Genomic DNA, 17,003 nt, shown 5'->3' on the forward strand with positions numbered 1-17,003 from the left:
CCGTCGGGGCGGGGTGCCGGATCCGACGGCCGGCCGGGCGGGACGCGGATCGCGGACGTTGGCACGCCGGTACTAACCTCGGACCGGCGCGAGAGGAGATTGCCGCGATGCCGCAGCCGCAGCCGGGTCCGGACCGGCCGGCCGAGGGAAGCACGCCGGCCACCGACCCGGGCCGGGAACCGGCCGTCGCCGACGAGCCGACGCCCTCTCCCGTACCCCCGCAGGCCGGGCCCCGCACGGGCCCGGAAGGCACCCGTGAGCTGCCCACCGACCGGGCCGGGGCCACGCGGCCGGCCGACGTGCGGCCGGACACGCCAGGGCCCACTGAGCCGGTCGGCGGGCCCGTCGACCCGGAACCGGGCCGTCCCGCCGAGGCGGCCGGCGCGGGACCGGCCGGTGACGCCGCTTCCGGCGTCGGGGCACGTCCGGCGACCGAACCCGGCACGGACGAGCCGACCGCCGCCGAGCCCACCCCGGCCGAGCCCACCCGCGTCGAACCCGTCTCCCCGGCCGCGCCCGCGCCCACCCGCGTCGACGTCGCCGTCCCGCCCGCCGCCCTGGAACCCACCCGCGTCGAACCCGACTCCCCGGCCGCGCCCGCGCCCACCCGCGTCGAAGCCGTCCCGGACGGCACCCGGGTCGATCCCGAGCCGCCGCCGGCGCCGCGCTGGAGCGGCTCGGCCCCGGTGCCGCCCCCACCGCCGCGTCGACGTGGCTGGGGCGAGTCGGCCGAGCCCACACCCGTCCCGCCGCCGGCCCCGACCGAACTGCCCGAGCATCGCGCCCCGGTGGACCCGTGGGCGGGCGCGGACACCGGCTCCTGGGACCTGGACCATCACCACCCGGTCCCACCGCTGCCGCCGACGCTGTCCTATCCGGCACCGCCGGCCACCCGCCCCTACCAGGCCACGCCGCACCACCAGGCCACACCGCCGCCCGCGCCGCACCACCCGGTGTCGCCGCCGCCTCCGCCGCACCACCCGGCCGGGCCCCATCGGGCCGCGCCACCACCGGCACACCCGTACCCGGCCCCGCCGGTGGCCCGTCCGGTCTCCCCGCCGCCGTTGCCGGTCTCTCCGCCGCCCCGGCCGGCGCCGCCCCCTCCCCCGCCGCCGGTGACCCGGCCACCGAAGCAGCGCCGGGGTCGCCGTCCGGAGCCGGTGACGCCCCCGCCGGGATGGCAGGCCCCCAGGGGGTACGTCCCGGTGCCGGTGCGCAAGCGGCGGCGCTGGCCCTGGGTGCTGCTGCTCAGCCTGGCCTGCTGCTGCGGCTGCCCGGCCTGGTTCGGCAAGCCGATGTGGGAGCAGTACCCGGTCGACGCCGCGCTGCCCGGCCAGGTGGCCGACCTGACGCTGCGCGACGACACCCGCAGTACGGCGACCGCGAAGCGCCTCGAAGCCGAGGTACGCGAGGCGCACCTGATCTCCGAGGAGGTCTTCGCCGGGGTCTACGGCACCGGCGACGGCAAACGGGTGACGGTGTTCGGCGCGACCGGCTTCCGGATCAGCCCGGAGTCGGACGCCGACGACGAGATGACCCGACTGACCGACACGTACCGGCTGGGCACCCCGGAGCCGGTGGACACCGGCGTACGCGGTCGGCACGCCCGCTGCGCGACGGGTCGCTCGGACGGCACCGACGTGGTGGTCTGCACCTCCGTCGACCACGGCAGCATCACCACGGCCGTGTTCACCCGGCTCTCGGTCGACGACAGCGCCCGACTGCTGGACACCCTGCGCGGCCAGATCATCACCCCGAGCCAAGGCTGACCGGCCGCACCCACGTCCACCCCGACCGGGGGGTGGGAGAATGGGCTGGAAGGGTCAGGCGGGCGATTCGCCGGGAGTGGGCTCGCCGCGCTTCGGCGCGTAGCGGGGGACGTACTCCTGGCCGGTGAGCTTCTGGATCTCGGCCATCAGTTCGTCGGTCATCGCCCGCAGCGAGGTGCGGTCGTCCGGCCGGCCGGTGAAGTCCAACGGTTTGCCGAACCGGACGATGATCTTCGCCCGGCCCGGTCGGGGCACCCGCGCGCCGATCGGCTGGGCCCGATCGGTGCCGATCATGCCGACCGGGATGATCGGCACGCCGGCCGCCACCGCCAGCCGGGCCGCCCCGGTACGCCCCCGGTAGAGCCGCCCGTCCGGGGAGCGGGTCCCCTCCGGGTACACGGCGACCAGATCGCCGCCCTTCAACGCGGGAATGGCGGCGTCGAACGCGGACAGCGCCGCCCGCCCGCCGGCCCGCTCGACCGGGATCGCGCCCAGGCCGGTGAGGACGAACTTGGAGAAGGCCCCCTTGGGGCCGGTGCCCTTGAAGTACTCCGACTTGGCCCAGAAGGCCAGGTGCCGGGGGACCACCGTGCCGAGGAAGAGCTCGTCGGCGACGGAGAGGTGGTTGCCGGCGAAGATCGCGCCCCCGGTCGCCGGGATGTGCTCCAACCCCTCCACGGTCGGGCGGAAGGCCAACCGGAGCGCGGGCGCCACGGTGAGCTTGCCGATGGTGTAGAGCAGGGGCACTGGTCCTCCGGCGGTCGTACGTGAACAGGCGGTGTCACGGTAGCGGACGCGTGCGCCCCCTACCCATCCGGTGGCGCGGGATCGCAGCAGGTGGTCCGGCGGCGCGGACGCCACCGGACCACCGGAACTCAGCAGGTCATACCCGCCGGACGGTTACCGTCACCCGCTCGCCCTCACCGACCTCGCCGGCGAAGCCGTCGAGGCCCTCGACGAAGTCGACGGTGTCGGCCAGCACCTCCCGGGCCACGAAGTCGCGGTACGCCGACACGGCGGCCCGGACCTCCTCGGAGCCCGACAGCGCCACCACGATCCGGTCCGAGACGTCCAGGTCGGCGTCCCGGCGGGCCTGCTGCACCACCCGGACCACGTCCCGGGCCAGCCCTTCGGCGGCCAGCTCCGGGGTGACCTCGGTGTCCAGCACGACCACGCCCTCGCCGCCGGGCAGCGGCGCGGAGTGCTCGGCGTCGGCGGCGACCAGGCGCAGCTCGTACTCACCCTCGGCGAGGGTGACCCCGGCGGCGACCGGGGCGCCGTCGACCAGCTCCCACTCCCCCGCCTTGACCGCCTTGATGACCTGCTGCACCTGCTTGCCGACCCGGGGGCCGAGCGCGCGGGGCACCACGGTCAGCACCTGCTGGCAGTAGGTCTGCACCTGCTCGGAGAACTCCACCGCCTTCACGTTGACCTCGTCGGCGACCAGGTCGGCGAAGGGACGCAGCGTCGCCGCGACCGGCGAGGCCACGGTCAGCGTCGACAGCGGCAGCCGCACCCGCAGCCCCTTCGCCTTGCGCAGCGACAGCGCCGCCGAGCAGACGTCGCGCACCGCGTCCATCGCCGCGACGAGGTCGTGGTCGGCGGGGAACTCCTCGGCGGACGGCCAGTCGGTCAGGTGCACCGACCGCTCGCCGGTGAGGCCGCGCCAGATCTCCTCCGCGGTCAGCGGCGCCAGCGGCGCCAGCACCCGGCAGAGCGTCTCCAGCACCGTCCACAGCGTGTCGAACGCCTCGGCGTCGCCGGACCAGAACCGGTCCCGGGAGCGGCGCACGTACCAGTTGGTCAGCGCGTCCAGGTAGGACCGGATGCTGGCGCAGGCGCCGGAGATGTCGTACGCCTCCATCTGAGCGCCGACCGTCTCGACCAGTTCGCGCGTCTTCGCCAGCACGTACCGGTCGAGCAGGTGCGTCGAGTCGGTACGGCGGCGGGCGGTGTGGCCGTCCGCGTTGGCGTAGAGCGAGAAGAAGTACCAGACGTTCCAGAGCGGCAGCAGCACCTGACGCACCGCGTCCCGGATGCCCGCCTCGGTCACCGGCATGTCGCCACCGCGCAGCACCGGCGACGACATCAGCATCCAGCGCATCGCGTCCGAGCCGTACGCGTCGAAGACGTGGTACACGTCCGGGTAGTTGCGCAGGCTCTTGGACATCTTGCGCCCGTCGGAGCCGAGCAGGATGCCGTGGCTGAGGCAGTTGCGGAACGCCGGCCGGTCGAACAGCGCGGTGGCCAGCACGTGCATGGTGTAGAACCAGCCGCGGGTCTGTCCGATGTATTCGACGATGAAGTCGCCCGGGTAGTGGTGCTCGAACCAGTCGCGGTTCTCGAACGGGTAGTGCACCTGGGCGAACGGCATCGAACCGGACTCGAACCAGCAGTCCAGCACCTCCGGCACCCGACGCATCATCGACCTGCCGGTCGGGTCGTCCGGGTTGGGGCGGACCAGGTCGTCCACCGCCGGCCGGTGCAGGTCGGTCAGGCGTACGCCGAAGTCCCGCTCGATGTCGGCCAGCGAGCCGTACACGTCGACCCGGGGGTGGTTCGGGTCGTCGGACTTCCACACCGGGATCGGCGAGCCCCAGAACCGGTTCCGGCTGATCGACCAGTCCCGGGCGTTGGCCAGCCACTTGCCGAACGAGCCGTCCTTGATGTGCCCCGGGGTCCAGTTGATCTGCTGGTTCAGCTCGACCATCCGGTCCTTGAACTGCGTCACCGCGACGAACCAGGAGGAGACCGCCTTGTAGACCAGCGGGGTGTCGCAGCGCCAGCAGTGCGGGTACGAGTGGGTGTAGGTGTCCTGCTTGAGCACCACCCCCCGCTCCTTGAGCTCCCGGATCACCGGCTTGTTGACGTCGAAGACCTGCTCACCCTGGTACGGCGGGACCAGCGCGGTGAACCGGGTGTGGTCGTCGACGGTCACCACGGTCGGGATGCCGGCCGCGTTGCAGACGTTCTGGTCGTCCTCACCGAAGGCCGGGGCCAGGTGGACGATCCCGGTGCCGTCCTCGGTGGTGACGAACTCCGCGCCGAGCACCTGGTACGCGTTCTCCCCGGCCTGCTCGACCAGGAAGTCGTAGAGCGGCGTGTAGCGGCGTCCGACCAGGTCCCGGCCGTACACCGTACCGACCTGCTCGTAGCCCTCCAGCTCCTTGGCGTACGCGGCCAGCCGCGCCGCGCCCACCACGTACCGCGAGCCGTCGCGCTCCAGCACGGCGTACTCGATGTCCGGGCCGACGGCGAGCGCCAGGTTCGACGGCAGGGTCCACGGCGTGGTGGTCCAGACGCCCAGCTGCACCGGGCCCCGGACCAGCTCCGGCGCGGTGTCGTCCGGGGTCAGCCCGAACCACACCGACAGGGTGGGGTCGTGCCGGTCCCGGTAGACGTCGTCCATCCGGGTCTCGGTGTTCGACAGCGGCGTCTCGCAGCGCCAGCAGTACGCCAGCACCCGGAAGCCCTCGTAGACCAGACCCTTGTCGTGCAGGGTCTTGAAGGCCCACATGACGCTTTCCATGTAGTCCAGGTCGAGGGTCTTGTAGTCGTTGGCGAAGTCGACCCAGCGGGCCTGCCGGGTGACGTACCGCTCCCAGTCCTGGGTGAACTCCAGCACCGAGGTGCGGCAGGCCTCGTTGAACCGGGCCACGCCGAGATCGAGGATCTCCGCCTTGCTGGTGATGCCGAGCTGCTTCTCGGCGACCACCTCGGCGGGCAGGCCGTGGCAGTCCCAGCCGAAACGCCGCTCCACCCGCCGGCCGCGCATGGTCTGGTAGCGCGGCACCACGTCCTTGACGTAGCCGGTGAAGAGGTGGCCGTAGTGCGGCAGGCCGTTGGCGAACGGCGGGCCGTCGTAGAAGACGTACTCGTTGTCGGCGTCGCCCGCGACTCCGCCGTCGGCGGAGTCCGTGGTCTCCGGTCGCCGGCCGGAGGCCGGCCTGGCCTCGACGCTGGCCTCGAAGGTCTTGTCGGCCGTCCAGTGCTCCAGCACCCGGCGCTCGACCGCGGGCAGGTCCGGGCTCGCCGGGACACCGGCGGCGGTCGGGTCGTGCAACGGATAGGCCATCGGGGGTCGCTCTCCTCAGCAGCTCTCACGGTGTCGTGGGTCTGCGAGGACGAGCCCTTTTCCGGTACGCCGTCACCGGCGCCCCGGGGCAGGCCCGCGGTACCACCCCGCTTGGCGGTCAGGATCGACCGCCCGCTCGTTGGCCGGCTGTGACGGGCCGGACCCGTCCGGTTCTACTGGGCCGGTCACCCGGCTGTTCTTCCGGAGGCTCACCGGTGATGGCCGGGTCATCGCCTTACGGTGCTCAAGGCTACCCGACCCGACCGGGAGATCGCCGCCGAGTAACGGGTGTGCGGATCGTCCCGGTCCGCCCCTGGGTTCGCCGCCGGTCCCGGAACGACCCCGGGACCGGCGGCGAGCGGTCAGGGGGCGGGGAGGGTGGTGCTCCACAGCGACGCGCCGTCACGGTCGCGCAGGTGGACGGTGAAGGCACCGGAGGCGGCGTCGATGCTCACCTCGCCGAAGTGCTGGAAGCCCTCGGCCGGAGAGGTGTTGGCGCGCGGGGGCGCGTGCACGAAGACGGCCTGCGGGCCGAACGTGCCGTCCAGCCGGTTCGGGCCGAAGGCGCCGGCGTGCGCCGGGCCGGAGACGAACTCCCAGAACGGGGTGAAGTCACCGACGGCCGCCCGCGCCGGGTCGTAGTGGTGCGCCGCGGTGTAGTGCACGTCGGCGGTGAGGAAGACGATCCCGGTGACGCCGGCACGGTGGGTGGCCCGCAGCACCTCGGCGAACTCCAGCTCGCGTCCGGCCGGCGCGCCCGGGTCGCCCTGCGCCACGCCCTCCTGCGCGGCCGGCCCGTCCGGCACCACCAGGCCGATCGGCATGTCGGCGGCGATCACCTTCCACGTCGCCCGGGACCGGGTCAGCTCCCGGACCAGCCACTCCCGCTGGTCACGGCCGAGCAGGCCGCGCGACGGGTCGGCGTAGGTGTTGCCGTCGTTCGGGTCCTTGTACGTCCGCATGTCCAGCACGAACACGTCCAGCAGCGGCCCGTACGACAGCCGCCGGTACAGCGGCCCGTCCGCCGGGACCGGCAGCCACTCCCCGAACGCCTGCCGGGCGCGGGCGGCGAGCACGTCGACCCGGCGCTCGCTGTAGCGGGCGTCGGTGAGGACCTCCCCCGGGTACCAGTTGTTGGTGACCTCGTGGTCGTCCCACTGGTTGACCTGCGGCACCTGGGCGACGAACGCCCGCAGGTGCTCGTCGAGCAGGTTGTACGCGAACTGCCCCCGGTACTCGGTCAGCGTCTCGGCGACCTTCGCCTTCTCCGGGGTGACCAGGTTGCGCCAGGTCCGGCCGTCGGGCAGCGTCACCGTCTCGCTCAGCGGTCCGTCCGCGTAGACGGTGTCGCCGCTGCACAGGAAGAAGTCGGGCCGCACCGCCCGCATCGACCGGAAGATGCTCATGCCGCCGAAGTCGGGCGCGATCCCCCAGCCCTGCCCGGCGATGTCCCCGGTCCACACGAACCGGACGTCCCGCCGCTCGTGCCGGCCGGGGGCGGTGGCGAAGGAGCCCCGTAGCGGCTCGCTGAGCAGCCCGTGCCGGTCCAGGCTCTCCACCCGCACCCGGTAGTGCAGCCGCTCTGCGGAGGGCAGCCCGCGCAGCCGGAGCCGGCCGGTGAAGTCACCGGAGGGGTCGAGCACCGGCCCGCGCAGCACCCGCGCCCCGCGCAGGTCGGGGCGTCGGCTCAGCTCCACGTACATCCGGCCGGGCCGGTCGGCGCGGGTCCAGACCAGCGCCGAGTCGGCGGTGACGTCGCCGCTCTGCACCCCGTGGGTGAGCACCGGCCGGCCGGCGGGCCGCCAGGCGGGGGCGGCGGACGCGCCGCCACCGAGCAGCGCGCCGCCGGCCGCTCCCGCTCCGGCGATCAGGCCGGCGCGCAGCAGGGTACGCCTGTCGAGTTCAGTCATCGTTCCTCCCGGTTCGCGGACCATCCAGGTCGGTCTACCGGGCGGACATGACCGCCGTCGCCGGGTGAGGTGGCCGGCGCCCCAACAGCGGCTGACGGAGCCGGCGACGCCTGTCGAACCGGCCGAGGACCAGCCCACCGGGGCCGGGGGCGGGAGCGGGGAGCTGTCCGCAGCGTCGACACAGTCGACACGGGGAGCTGCCCGGCCCGTTCCCGCCCCGCCCCTCGGCGGGTCCCCCATGACCTCCGTCACAGCCCCGGGTCGTCACGCCGGCCGCCGCCGCCCCGTCTGCTTCCTGTCCGAGCCGAACAGGGAGGTTGTCATGCAGCGGATGAACATCGCCGAGGTGGCGCCGGAGGCGTTCCAGGCAGTGCTGGGGCTGGAGCGCTACGTCCGGGCGAACGTCGAGCACGGCGTGCTGGAGCTGGTGAAGCTGCGGGCGTCGATGCTCAACGGCTGCGCGTACTGCGTCGACATGCACAGCCGTGACGCGCTCGCCGCCGGCGAGTCGAGCCGGCGGCTGTTCGCGGTGTCGACGTGGCGCGAGGCGCCCTTCTTCGACGAGCGGGAGCGCACCGCGCTGGCGCTGACTGACGCGGTCACCCGGCTCGGCGAGCACGGCGTGCCGGACGACGTCTGGGACGCCGCCGCGAAGGTCTGGTCGGAGAAGGAGCTGGCCGACCTGGTGACGGCCGTTGCCACCATCAACGTGTGGAACCGGATCGCGGTCACCTGCCGCACGGAGCCTCCGGCGGAGGGCTGACCATCCGTCACACGGGGCCTTCCTCTCCCGCGGGATGTCCTAGAGTCGCTTGCGGACACGCCGACGGGGGAGGAAGCGCGTGCGTTCCCGATCGATCTCTGCAGCCCTGGTGGTGGCTCTCACGCTCGCCGGCTGCGGCCCGAACCGGTCGTCCACAGCGACGGCCACCGCCGGCCCGTCCCCGAGCCGGTCGGCGGAGCCGGCCCCGGAACACGACGGCGAGGCGCTCGCCGGCGCGGTCCGCCGCGCCGCGGCCGGGCTGGGCACGGTCAAGGAGGTGACCGCGCCCCGCGTACCGGCCGGACTCCACTTCGGTGGTGCAGATGACGCTCTGCGACACACCGCGACCGCTCAACGGCGGCTACGGCACCCCGGTCGAGGTCAGGTCCTTCTTCTCCGTCGTCGCCAAGACCCGACCGGCGGCGTACCGCTCGGGCGGGCAGCGGGCCGAGGCCCTCGGCGAACTACGCGTCGCCGCGGTACGACCGGACGCCACGGGCGGGCCGGAGCGGGTGGAGCGCTACTTCGACGCGCTGCGGGCGCAGAAGTGCACCGGCGGTTCCGTGCACATGGTCGACGTGCCCGGCCCGGGCGCGATCGGGTACCGGTCCGCCAGCGGCACGGCGCGGGTCGGCGGCGGCACCGCGATGGTGGCCACCGTCAGCGTCGACGCCGAGAAACTCGACGCGGGTGCCACCTATCCCCTGCTCGGGCACGTACGGGTGATCACCCGCCACCGCGGGTACCTCATCGAGGCGTCCGTGCTCTGCGCCCGCCCCGGCCGCCCCGGCGAGGGGCGGAAGACAACGGCGGAGGCCCGCAGCCGGGCGCTGGCGATGGCGGAGCGGACCGTCGAGGAACTGGACACGCTCGCGCCACGGCCCACCCCGTCGGTCACCGGCTGACCCGGGAAAACGGTCGACCGGCGGCCGCACGGACCCGCCGGTCGACCGGGACGATTCAGCCCAGCTCGGGGAACCAGAGCACGATCTCGCGCTTGGCGCTGTCGGTGGAGTCCGAGGCGTGCACCAGGTTCTCCCGGTTGGACAGGGAAAGATCGCCGCGGATGGTGCCGGCGGCGGCCTTCCGGCCGTCCGTCGCGCCGATCATGGCGCGCACGACCTCGATCACCTGGTCGCCCGAGAGCACCAGCGCCACCAGCGGCCCACCCGTCATGAACGCCTTCAGCGGCGGATAGAACGGCTTGTCCACGTGCTCGGCGTAGTGCTGGTCGGCGAAGTCACCGTCCAGTGTCCGCGTCTGCATGGCGTCGATCCGCAGGCCCTTGCGCTCGAATCGAGAGATGATCTCGCCGACCAGACCGCGGCGGACCGCGTCCGGCTTGATCAGTACGAGCGTGCGCTCGTCCGGGCTGCTGCTGGACACGCTGGGTTCCTCCTGTGCGCGGAAGACGGTCAGGCTGGGTACGGTCAGCCTAGCGACCCGGTCCCGGCGTCGGCGCGGCGGCTGCGCCTTCCCTCGGCTGCCGATCCGGCCTAGCCTGGCCCTGACCCCTGGGAGGTCCACTGTGGCGAATGGCGGGAACCGACCCATCGCGCCGGTCCGCAGGCTGATCGCCGCGGTGCTCGGCACCGTGGCGACGTTCGTCGTGCTGTTCGGTCTCGGCATGACGAGCTGGGCGATCGTGGCCCTCGGCGTGGCCCTGCTGGTGCTGGCCGTCGCCCTGGCCACCGTGCGCGGCGGCGGACGCACCTGGGTGATCGGGGTCGGGCACGTGCACAGCGCCTCCGAACCTCCCACCCAGTACGCCTTCGGCCGGTGCGAGCTGCAACTGGTGATCGACGCGCCGGGCCTGCCGCCCCGCTCCAAGAAGATCATCGAGCCGCGGGTGCCGGTGGCGAAGTGGCCGTCGCTGGGCCAGGCCCTGCCGATCCGGGTGGCCCTGGACGACCAGCGGCACATCCGGGTCCTCTGGGACGAGGTGCCCACCCACTCCGAGACCGCCGCCACGGCCGACCTGCCACCCGAGTACGCCGACGCCGAGCCTGTCGAGGAGGTGCTGATCGCCCAGGAGGCCCCGCCGTGGGCCGGCCGCAGCGCCGACGACGACTTCCACGACGACCTGCGCGACGACTTCCGCGACCCGCCGGCCGACCCGCCGGCCGACCCGGTCGGCGACCCGGTGCTCACCGAGGAGCGGGAGCCCGTGGTGGTGCACCAGCGTCCCGGCGGCGGCCCCGTCGTCCTGGAGGGCATCGTCGTCGAGCAGCCACCGGCCGGGACGCTGCCCCGCCGGGCGACCCCCGCGCCGCGCCCGCCCGCCGAGGAGCGCTCCGACGCGGCACCGGTCGACCCGATCGACGTCCCGTTGGACGACCCACAGCCGACCGACCGGATCAGCCCGGACGAGTTGGACGAGGCCATCTTCGGCTACGACCCGGAGACCGTCGCGGACGCCGACGACGACAGTGCCCCGATCAGCGGCGTCGGCCTGACCCTCCTGGTCACCGACCTGTCCCGCTCGCTCGACTTCTACCGGTCGCTCGGCTTCACCGAGGTCGACCGGGGTTCCGGCAACGCGGTACTCGCCTCCGGCAGCACCCGCCTGGTGCTGCGGGAGATCACCGAGGCCGCCCCGATCAGCCGCCGCCTGGTGCACGTCAACCTGGAGGTGGACGACATCGACGCGGCCTACCGCCGGCTCAGGGACTCCGGCGTGAAGTTCACCTACGCGCCCCGGGTGGTCAACCGGGGCAGCCGGCTGGAGGTCCGGGCGGCCGCCTTCCGCGACCCGGACGGCCACGGCATCGCCCTGACCCAGTGGCGGGAGCGCGCCGAGGCCTGACCGCCCGGGTCAGCTGAGGATGACCCGGCGGACGTGCAGCGCGTACGCCCACACCAGGGCGAAGATGATCCCCAGCACCAGCAGCGACCAGTGCAGCAGGCCGGCGAGCATCAGCAGGCCCTGGAGCACGGTGCCGCCGTGCCACGCCCAGGACCGCCTCATCTGGCCGGCCAGCACCACGCAGGCGACGGCGAGCGTCACGATCGCCACGACGGCGCCCCCGCCGAGTTCCCCGCCGACCACCCGGATCGGCTGGATGGCGAGCAGCAGCACCACCGCCTCCAGGGCCAGCGTCCCGGCGCCGAGGCCCCGGACCGCCTTCTCCGGGTTGCGCAGCCCGGACCGTCGCCGCCCCGGCTGCGCACCACCGGTCTGCTCGGCGACGGCCTGCTCCGGCCCGGCCTGCGGGCCCGGCCCCCGGCCTGCGGGCCCGGTGTCGGAGCCCTCCTGCGCCGGGCCGGTCATCGCTTGAACAGTCGCCGGGCGTCGGCCACGGTCACCACCGAGCCGGTGATCAGTACGCCCACCCCGGCCAGCTCGCCCGGGACGTCCGACTCGGCCTCGGCGACGGCCGCCTCGATCGCATCCGGCAGTTCCTCGGTGACCTGCACCCGCTCCGGTCCGAAGACCTCCCGGGCCAGCTCGGCCAACTCGTCGGTGGGCATCGCCCGGGGCGAGCTGTTACGGGTCACCACGATCGAGTCGAGCACCGGCTCCAGCAGCTCCAGCAGGCTGGCGGCGTCCTTGTCGGCCAGTACGGCGAGCACCCCGACCAGCTTGCTGAACGCGAACTCCTCCTGCAGGGCGGTGACGGTGGCGCTCATCCCGTGCGGGTTGTGCGCCCCGTCGAGCAGGACCGTCGGCGCGGTGCGCACCTTCTCCAGCCGGCCGGGTGAGGTGGCCGCGGCGAAGCCCTCGCGGACCGCCTCGATGTCGAGCTGCCGCCGCGCCCCCGCCCCGAGGAACGCCTCGACGGCGGCCAGCGCCACCGCCGCGTTCTGCGCCTGGTGCGCCCCGTGCAGCGGGATGAAGATCTCCTCGTACACCCCGCCGAGGCCCTGGATGGTCAGCACCTGGCCGCCGACGGCGACGGCCCGGCGCAGCACGCCGAACTCGGAACCCTCCCGGGCGACGGTCGCGCCGACCTCCGCGCACCGCTCGAGGACCGGCCGGGCGGCCTCCTCCTCCTGCGCCGCCGCGATCACGGTCGCGCCCTTGTGGATGATGCCCGCCTTGTGCAGGGCGATGTCCTCCAGGGTGTCGCCCAGCCACTCGGTGTGGTCGAGCCCGATCGGGGTCAGCACCGCCACCCCGGCCTGGAGCACGTTGGTGGCGTCCTCGGCGCCGCCGAGCCCCACCTCGACCACCGCCACGTCGACGGGCGCGTCGGCGAAGGTGGCGAACGCCAGCGCCGTGGTCATGTCGAAGTAGGTCAGCGGCTCGGACGAGCGCTGGTCGACCAGCTCGGCCAGCGGTGCCACCTCGCGGTACATGGTGACGAAGCGCTCCTCGCTGACCGGCTCCCCGTCCAGGCTGATCCGTTCCCGGACCGACTCCAGGTGCGGGCTGGTGTAGCGGCCGGTGTGCAGGCCGAAGGCCCGCAGCAGCGAGTCGATCATCCGGGCGGTCGAGGTCTTGCCGTTGGTCCCGGTCAGGTGGATCGACGGGTACGCCCGCTGCGGGCTGCCGAGCAGGTCGAGCAGGGACTCGATGCGGTCCAGCTCGAACACCATGCGGGTGAAGCCCCGCGCGGCCAGCTCGGCGTCGACGGCGGCGAAATCGGTACGGTCGGTCACGAGGGCAGCGCCTCCAGAGCGGCGTCGATCCGGAGCAGGTCCGCCTCGGCCACCGCCAGCCGTTCGCGGATCTTGGCGACCACCGGTTCGGGGGCCTTGCCCACGAAGGCCGGGTTGTCCAGCTTCGCGCGGGCCTGCGCGGCCTCCTTCTCGGCGGCGGCGCGGTCCTTAGTCAGCCGGGCCCGCTCGGCCGCAACGTCGATCGAACCCCGGGTGTCGAGCTCGACGGAGACTTCGCCGGGCATGGCGAGGGTGGCGCTGGCCTGGAAGTCGTCGCCGGGGGCGTCGAGCCGGACCAGGGAGCGGATCAGCCGCTCGTGGGCCGCGACGCCGGCCACGGCCAGCCCGTCGAGCCGGGCGGCGACCCGCTGGGTCGGCCGCAGGCCCTGGTCGGAGCGGAACCGCCGGATCTCGGTCACCACCCGCTGGACGGTGCCGATCTCCCGCTCGGCGGCGTCGTCGACCCCGCCACGGTCGGCGACCGGCCAGGCGGCCGTCATGATCGTCTCCCCGCCGGTGAGGGCGGTCCACAGCTCCTCGGTGACGAACGGGATGACCGGGTGCAGCAGCCGCAGCAGCTGGTCCAGCACGTGCCCGAGCACCCGCCGGGTGGCCTCGGCCGCCGGGCCGCCCTCGGCGAGCACCGGCTTGCTCAGCTCCACGTACCAGTCGCAGACGTCGTCCCAGGCGAAGTGGTAGAGCAGGTCGCAGACCTTCGCGAACTCGTACGCCTCGAACTGCTCGTCCACCTCGCCGGTGACGTGCGCCAGCCGGGACAGGATCCACCGGTCGACCGTGGAGAGGTCCGTCGGCAGCGGCCCGTCGGTGTGCGCGCCGTTGAGCAGCGCGAACCGGGTGGCGTTCCAGAGCTTGTTGCAGAAGTTGCGGGAGCCCTGGCACCAGTCCTCGCTGACCGGCACGTCCCCGCCGGGGTTCGCGCCGCGGGCCAGGGTGAACCGGGTGGCGTCGGCGCCGTACCGGTCGATCCAGTCCAGCGGGTCGACCACGTTGCCGAACGACTTCGACATCTTCTTGCCGTGCTGGTCGCGGACCATGCCGTGCAGGGCCACCGTGTCGAACGGCTGCTTGCCGTCCATCGCGTACAGGCCGAACATCATCATCCGGGCGACCCAGAAGAAAAGGATGTCGTACCCGGTGACCAGCACGCTGGTCGGGTAGAACTTCGCCAGGTCGGGGGTCTGCTCGGGCCAGCCCAGGGTGGAGAACGGCCACAGGCCGCTGGAGAACCAGGTGTCCAGGACGTCCTCGTCCTGACGCCAGTCCTGACCGTCATCCGAGCTGCTCGGCGGTTCTTCGTCAGGTCCGACGCAGACGATCTCGTCGTTCGGGCCGTACCAGACCGGGATGCGGTGCCCCCACCAGAGCTGGCGGGAGATGCACCAGTCGTGCATGTTGTCGACCCAGGCGAAATAGCGCTTGGCCAGCTCCGCCGGCTCGATCTTCACCCGGCCGTCGCGGACCGCGTCGCCGGCCGCCTTGGCCAGCGGGGTGGTGTTGACGAACCACTGCAACGACAGCCGTGGCTCCACCGTCGTACGGCAGCGCGAGCAGTGCCCGACCGCGTGCACGTACGGCCGCTTCTCGGCCACGATCCGGCCCTGCTCGCGCAGCGCGGCGACGATCGCCGGGCGGGCCTCGTACCGGTCCAGGCCCTGGAACGGGCCGTGCGCGGTGATGACACCGCGCTCGTCCATGATCGTCAGGGACGGCAGGTCGTGCCGCTGGCCGATCTCGAAGTCGTTCGGGTCGTGCGCCGGGGTCACCTTGACCATGCCGGTGCCGAACGCCGGGTCGACGTGCTCGTCGGCGACGATCGGGATCCGCCGGTCGGTCAGCGGGACGGCGACCTCGGTGCCGATCAGGTGCCGGTACCGCTCGTCGTCGGGGTGCACGGCGACCGCGGTGTCCCCGAGCATCGTCTCGGCCCGGGTGGTGGCGACGACGACGACGTCGCTGTACCGGATCGAGATCAGCTCACCCTCGTCGTCGGTGTGCTCCACCTCGATGTCGGACAGGGCGGTGAGGCAGCGCGGGCACCAGTTGATGATCCGGTTGGCCCGGTAGATCAGCCCGTCGTCGTAGAGCTTCTTGAACATGGTCTGCACGGCGCGGGACAGGCCCTCGTCCATGGTGAAGCGCTCGCGGTCCCAGTCGACGGAGTCGCCGAGGCGGCGCATCTGGCCGAGGATCGCGCCGCCGGACTCGCCCTTCCACTGCCAGACCCGCTCGACGAACTTCTCCCGGCCGAGGTCGTGCCGGGACAGCCCCTGGCCGGCGAGCTGCCGCTCGACGACGTTCTGGGTGGCGATGCCGGCGTGGTCCATGCCGGGCAGCCAGAGCGCCTCGTAGCCCTGCATCCGCTTGCGCCGGATCAGCGCGTCCTGGACGGTGTGGTCCAGCGCGTGCCCCATGTGCAGGGAGCCGGTGACGTTGGGCGGCGGGATGACGATGGCGAAGGGGGGCTTGTCGCTCTCCGCCGACGCCCGGAAGTGGCCGGCGGCTACCCACTGCTCGTACCGTCGCTGCTCTACCTCGCCGGGTTGGTACTGGCCGGCAAGGGTCGGGGCGTCGGGGCGTCGGGCATCCAGTCTCTCGGTCACCCTGAAAGTCTACGGAGCGCTTCCGCGGACCTGACGTGCGCCACCTGTCATTCGCGTACGGTGGCGGACATGTCCGACGCACATCTCAGCGAGCGTGAGCTCATCGAGGGGCCCGACCCGGTCGACCTGACCGACGAGCCGATCCGTCTGAGCAACCACGACCCGGCGGCCGACCAGGAGACGCGACCCCGGTCGTCGCGCCGCCGGCGGATCGCCCTGGCTGTGGCGCTCACGGTGGGTCTCGCCGGCGCCGCCGCCCTCGGCACGGCCGGCTGGCGGATCATGGAGCAGAAGGACACCCGGCTGAGCACCCCGGACACCGTCGCCGGGCTCGTCCGCGACGACTCGGACCGGGCCCGCAGCACCGCCGAGTACCTGCGCGACGGTTTCGCCGCCGACATCGACCTGGACCGCGGCTTCGGCTCGGTCTACCGCGACCCGGCGGACGAGGACCGGCCGGCACTGGTCTTCGGCGGCACCACGGTGCTGTGGCAGCCGGAGCGTGACCTGGACAGCCTCTTCGGGCTCATGGCCGACGAGACGGGCCGGGTGGCCGGCCTTCGCGAGGTGCCCGCCGGCCGGTTCGGCGGCGTGATGAAGTGCGGGACGACCCGCGGCGACGGTGGCGACTTCGCGATCTGCGGCTGGGCCGACCACGGCAGCGTGGCGATGGCGATGTTCCCCAACCGCCCTGTCGACGACGCCGCCCGGCTGTTCCGCGAGATCCGCGAGACCATCCAGACCCGGGACTGAACCGCCCGCCCGGGCCGCGGCCACCACGGCCCCTCCTCGGGTACGCCGCCGTTGCTCCGGCCGGTCACCGTCGCACAGCCCGAAGAGTTGGCTGATCTGCGATCGGCTACCACGACATGGCCTTGATCCGGATCGGAATCTGCGCGCTGTCAGGATCGGGTCCCTGAAATGCAGTCAGGGTCACCCCTTCGAAGGGGTGACCCTGACTGAAAAGATGTCCGGCGGTGTCCTACTCTCCCACACCCTCCCGAGTGCAGTACCATCGGCGCTGGAGGGCTTAGCTTCCGGGTTCGGAATGTGACCGGGCGTTTCCCCTCCGCCATGACCGCCGTAACTCTATCGACATATCAAACAACACCACCACATGGTGTGTTGTTCGTTTGTCGGGAGTTGCACAGTGGACGCGTAGCAGCTTGGTAGTCAAGTCCTCGGCCTATTAGTACCGGTCAACTGAACCCGTTACCGGGCTTACATTTCCGGCCTATCAACCCAGTCGTCTAGCTGGGGGCC

12 protein-coding genes and 2 rRNA genes are annotated in these 17,003 nt (G+C 72.9%); 5 read left to right on the top strand and 9 right to left on the bottom strand.

Going from position 1 to position 17,003, the window contains the following annotated elements:
* Positions 1-107: 107 nt before the first annotated feature.
* Positions 108-1,769 (top strand): hypothetical protein, encoded by a 1,662-nt coding sequence (locus GA0070560_RS29580; RefSeq protein ID WP_091300942.1) that lies wholly within the window; start codon positions 108-110, stop codon positions 1,767-1,769.
* A gap of 54 nt (positions 1,770-1,823) precedes the next feature.
* Here GA0070560_RS29580 and GA0070560_RS21890 read toward each other — a convergent pair whose 3' ends face one another.
* From GA0070560_RS21890 to GA0070560_RS21900, 3 genes are all read right to left on the bottom strand, one after another.
* Complete coding sequence (locus GA0070560_RS21890) at positions 1,824-2,516, bottom strand: lysophospholipid acyltransferase family protein (protein ID WP_091300944.1); 693 nt, start codon at positions 2,514-2,516, stop codon at positions 1,824-1,826.
* Between the two features lie 136 nt (positions 2,517-2,652).
* On the bottom strand, positions 2,653-5,844 hold the full coding sequence (gene ileS, locus GA0070560_RS21895; RefSeq protein WP_091300947.1) for an isoleucine--tRNA ligase: 3,192 nt from the start codon (positions 5,842-5,844) through the stop codon (positions 2,653-2,655).
* Between the two features lie 362 nt (positions 5,845-6,206).
* Complete coding sequence (locus GA0070560_RS21900; RefSeq protein WP_091300949.1) at positions 6,207-7,754, bottom strand: alkaline phosphatase D family protein; 1,548 nt, start codon at positions 7,752-7,754, stop codon at positions 6,207-6,209.
* Between the two features lie 322 nt (positions 7,755-8,076).
* On the opposite strand from GA0070560_RS21900, the gene GA0070560_RS21905 reads away from it, so the two are divergent.
* Both GA0070560_RS21905 and GA0070560_RS21910 read left to right on the top strand, forming a co-directional pair.
* Entirely contained in the window at positions 8,077-8,517 is a 441-nt protein-coding gene (locus GA0070560_RS21905) for a carboxymuconolactone decarboxylase family protein (RefSeq protein ID WP_091300952.1), read from the top strand.
* A 317-nt stretch (positions 8,518-8,834) separates the two neighbouring features.
* On the top strand, positions 8,835-9,422 hold the full coding sequence (locus GA0070560_RS21910) for a hypothetical protein (protein ID WP_139131564.1): 588 nt from the start codon (positions 8,835-8,837) through the stop codon (positions 9,420-9,422).
* Positions 9,423-9,477: 55 nt separating this feature from the next.
* Here the strand turns inward: GA0070560_RS21910 and ndk are convergent, their stop codons facing one another.
* A complete protein-coding gene (ndk, locus tag GA0070560_RS21915; RefSeq protein WP_091300955.1) occupies positions 9,478-9,903 on the bottom strand; it encodes a nucleoside-diphosphate kinase in 426 nt (141 codons plus the stop codon).
* Positions 9,904-10,045: 142 nt separating this feature from the next.
* On the opposite strand from ndk, the gene GA0070560_RS21920 reads away from it, so the two are divergent.
* Positions 10,046-11,323: a VOC family protein gene (locus tag GA0070560_RS21920; RefSeq protein ID WP_091300957.1), complete on the top strand. Its 1,278-nt coding sequence runs from the start codon at positions 10,046-10,048 to the stop codon at positions 11,321-11,323.
* Between the two features lie 9 nt (positions 11,324-11,332).
* On the opposite strand, the gene GA0070560_RS21925 is transcribed toward GA0070560_RS21920, so the two are convergent.
* The 3 genes from GA0070560_RS21925 to GA0070560_RS21935 are packed head-to-tail and all read right to left on the bottom strand — an operon-like array spanning position 11,333 to position 15,740.
* Positions 11,333-11,788: a DUF4233 domain-containing protein gene (locus tag GA0070560_RS21925; protein WP_091300959.1), complete on the bottom strand. Its 456-nt coding sequence runs from the start codon at positions 11,786-11,788 to the stop codon at positions 11,333-11,335.
* Positions 11,785-13,119 carry a bifunctional folylpolyglutamate synthase/dihydrofolate synthase gene (locus GA0070560_RS21930; RefSeq protein ID WP_091300961.1) on the bottom strand — a complete coding sequence of 445 codons (1,335 nt, stop codon included), beginning with the start codon at positions 13,117-13,119 and terminating at the stop codon, positions 11,785-11,787. The genes GA0070560_RS21925 and GA0070560_RS21930 overlap by 4 nt, the downstream gene beginning before the upstream one ends.
* Entirely contained in the window at positions 13,116-15,740 is a 2,625-nt protein-coding gene (locus tag GA0070560_RS21935) for a valine--tRNA ligase (RefSeq protein WP_091300963.1), read from the bottom strand. The genes GA0070560_RS21930 and GA0070560_RS21935 overlap by 4 nt, the downstream gene beginning before the upstream one ends.
* A 69-nt stretch (positions 15,741-15,809) precedes the next feature.
* Here GA0070560_RS21935 and GA0070560_RS21940 point away from each other — a divergent pair, with 69 nt between their 5' ends.
* Complete coding sequence (locus GA0070560_RS21940; RefSeq protein ID WP_091300965.1) at positions 15,810-16,493, top strand: hypothetical protein; 684 nt, start codon at positions 15,810-15,812, stop codon at positions 16,491-16,493.
* A gap of 216 nt (positions 16,494-16,709) precedes the next feature.
* On the opposite strand, the gene rrf is transcribed toward GA0070560_RS21940, so the two are convergent.
* Positions 16,710-16,826, bottom strand: a 5S ribosomal RNA gene (gene rrf, locus GA0070560_RS21945).
* 83 nt (positions 16,827-16,909) lie between these two features.
* Positions 16,910-17,003: ribosomal RNA gene (locus GA0070560_RS21950) — 23S ribosomal RNA — on the bottom strand; the annotation flags it as partial.

The organism is Micromonospora halophytica, from assembly GCF_900090245.1.
Taxonomy (GTDB): Bacteria; Actinomycetota; Actinomycetes; order Mycobacteriales; family Micromonosporaceae; genus Micromonospora; species Micromonospora halophytica.